General features: G+C 47.7%; 4 protein-coding genes and 1 pseudogene. All 5 read left to right on the top strand.

What is annotated here, in order from left to right; all coding sequences use genetic code 11:
- Nucleotides 1–437 precede the first annotated feature (437 nt).
- Complete coding sequence (gene traA / locus OH459_RS27815) at nt 438–725, top strand: type IV conjugative transfer system pilin TraA (protein ID WP_017191046.1); 288 nt, start codon at nt 438–440, stop codon at nt 723–725.
- Between the two features lie 6 nt (nt 726–731).
- Nucleotides 732–1,034 carry a type IV conjugative transfer system protein TraL gene (traL, locus tag OH459_RS27810; protein ID WP_050907377.1) on the top strand — a complete coding sequence of 101 codons (303 nt, stop codon included), beginning with the start codon at nt 732–734 and terminating at the stop codon, nt 1,032–1,034.
- Between the two features lie 14 nt (nt 1,035–1,048).
- Nucleotides 1,049–1,624, top strand: a complete 576-nt coding sequence (traE, locus tag OH459_RS27805) for a type IV conjugative transfer system protein TraE (RefSeq protein WP_050907378.1) — start codon at nt 1,049–1,051, stop codon at nt 1,622–1,624.
- Nucleotides 1,611–2,396 (top strand): type-F conjugative transfer system secretin TraK, encoded by a 786-nt coding sequence (traK, locus tag OH459_RS27800; protein ID WP_269989822.1) that lies wholly within the window; start codon nt 1,611–1,613, stop codon nt 2,394–2,396. Before traE ends, traK begins: the two co-directional genes overlap by 14 nt.
- Nucleotides 2,386–2,877, top strand: a pseudogene (locus OH459_RS27795) (TrbI/VirB10 family protein); the annotation flags it as partial. The gene traK and the pseudogene OH459_RS27795, both read left to right, overlap by 11 nt.

Here is a 2,877-nt window from a genome sequence, read left to right as displayed (position 1 = left end):
ACTCTCAGACTGAGAGGCAATTTGAAAGACGTTGCTCTGGCGACCTCTTTCAAATTGCGGTAGCACCTCGTCCTTAACGGATTTGTATATAAAATTTTAGCCGCTACCGCAATTTACCTCTTGGACGCTTTAAATGCTCACTGACCCAATATGGGTTGTGCTCTTGAAAACAGCACAGAAAACCTTCTGTTCACAGTAAAACTGTGAGTGATGCCAACACTTCAAAAATAAACCGTTATCCCTCTGGGCGTCAGCCTTGTAAGCGCATTTATCGCGCAGTCTATTGGCAGTAGGCTGAAAAAGAGCAAGCAGCCCAACCAAAGCACCCATGCCCCATCCAAGGCCAGTGAGCATTTAAAGCGTCCACTTAATATTTCAATACACCGCCGACACCAACAACGAAGCGGTGACTCTCTCATCAACCAAGGAATAATGTTATGAACACACGAACTCAACGCACTTTGGCTTTTACTCTCGGACTAGCCGTCTCTGCGATTTTAGTAACGCAACCTGCTTTGGCTGCCGATATTTTCGCTAGTGGTAAACAAGCCATGAAAGATACCGCGGGCAAAGGCTCTTCGGTAGAAACCGCCATGCTCGGCACTGGACTTGTCGGTGCGGTTGTCACAGGGTTAATGACTCGCAACTGGTTTGCAGCACTTGGCGGTTTTGCTGGCGGCTCTATTTTATGGAACGTTGGTGCGCCTTTAGTTGGACTTGGGTAAGCAGTGATGGAAGACCCTCATCAGTTTTTCTCTATCCCTAAGCACATGAACAAAGGACGCCGATGGCTCGGCTTCCCGGTCGATGAGATTGCGCCTGCTTTCTTTATTTTTGGTCTCGTTTTCTGGCTTAAACACGAAATGATAGGGCTGGCGTTATCAATGGCTTGGTTCGGTGGACTGCGCTACATCAAAGCGCAATACGGCGACAACATCATCATCTTGTCCCTGTATTGGTGGGGCGCTTCCTTTGTCAGTCCTACTTTCTTTAAACGCACTCCGCCGGCTTGCCGACGCTATTGGATTTTCTAAGGAGCCAACCTCTTATGGACCCGTATGTAAAACGGGATAGGTTAGCCATCAAAAGCCTGCTCAACTTCTTATTGGTTGCAGGCTTTCTTGCTATGCTTATCACCAACCTGGTATTGGGTTACACCAGTTATCAAGCCCTAACCCATCAAAGTCGAACTCTCATTCCTCCGACCGTTTCAAAAGCGTTTACTGTCTCCGATGGTGCCGTCGATGAACCTTACCTTGAGCAGATGGCGGATTATTTTCTCTACCTAAAACTCAACGTGACCCCTGCCAACGTCGCACGCCAGTTTGGACAACTCCTTGAGTATGTTGATGAGCAAAGCTGGCATAGTGTGCAACCTAAGCTACTTCGTGAAGCAACGGTGATTAAAAAAGACAACATCAGCAGTCAATTTTCTGTTGAATCTATCCGCATTTCGCTCGAAACCCTCCAAGTGCAGCTCTACGGCAAACTGCAAAAGTACGTAGGACAGCGCGCTTTAGAGCCAGAAATGAAATGGTATCAGGTCAGCTTTAGCTATGAGCATTGCGTGATAGGTTTACTCTCCATTGAAGAAGTCGAGGTCAATACCGATGAATCTTTATGAGCAATCATTAACTCCACAGCAGCGATGGCGCTATCATTTTATCTCTATCGTCTTGCTGCTGGCGTTTTTTATCGCCCCCTTTGCCATGGCGCAGAACGCATCTAAAGTCAGTTATGAGTTTGCCGAAGGTGACACGATACCCTTGGCACTCTCTTCAATTAACATCAACCGCTTAGTGGTCAAAAATGACCGCATCATCTCTATTGTTTGTCCAAAAGGGTTTTGTACCTCAGCAGGCAACCAAAAAGACGCCTCTGGCTCTATCACCTTAAAAATCAACATTGCTTTGCCCTTTACTGCGCACCTGACCACAGAAAAGGGACGCTTGTTTGCCCTATTTATCACCCCAAAAGCCACCCCGGCGTTAGTAACCGAGTTTGTCTGGTCTGAAAGTTACAAAGAGCAGCAAAGTCCGATAGAGCTTGCTGCAGATTATCCCGCCGCCATGACAGCTCTGACTAAAGCCATGATGCGTTTTGTCCATGATGGCTCACCCATTGCCGGCTTTAAACGTCATGACGTTGACCCCAAAACGCTGCCAAAGGATGAAAGTAAACTTGCCATCATTCCTCAAACCGTCTTTGTTGGCAGCGATTACTCTGGCGTGATTTACCAGCTCAAAAATCAAGGAAGCAGCGAGATGCCTCTCACAACTGCGCAATTTTACAGCTATTCCGCTCGTTCAGCCGCGCTTGAGGCTTACCACTTAGCCCCTGGACAAACCACAACGCTCTATCTCATCACTGGAGGAGGTGCAGCCCATGTTCGATAAACAAAGAGACGCTTTGGATGGGTTTAAGAAACGGTTTTTCAAAGACACTGACGGCGACTTTGAGCAAGGGGGAGAAGTCAATGCAGCCACACAAAAGCGTAACCGCAACATCACGTTTGTGGCGCTAACCGTCATTGGTGTGATTGCCTTCGCGGTTTGGCGATTCACCTTGCCTTCCGAGCCAGAGCAAACCCAAAACGAAGCGGTAGGATTTGGCGCTATTGTTACTGACGACTTTACCGATAAGGACAACCAATCCGCCCTCACCTTTCAGCAAGATAAAATTAACCAGCTCGAGCAAAGCCTGACCAAGTTTGAAGGCACGCTCAATCGCATTGGTGAAAGTTTAAAATCTGAAATGGATAACCTCAAAACCACCACAAAGCGCAATCAAGAGTCGCAGCTCGCCGGACTAGAGCAGCAGATGCAACAAAAGCTTGATGAAGTGGACGCGCTCAAAGCTGAACTTGAGGCGCAGCTT

The sequence above is a fragment of the Vibrio sp. MM46 genome, from assembly GCF_027587135.1.
Lineage (GTDB): Bacteria > Pseudomonadota > Gammaproteobacteria > Enterobacterales > Vibrionaceae > Vibrio > Vibrio harveyi.
The sequence above is the reverse complement of the archived record's forward strand: the minus strand, read 5'-3'. Positions and strand labels throughout refer to the sequence as shown.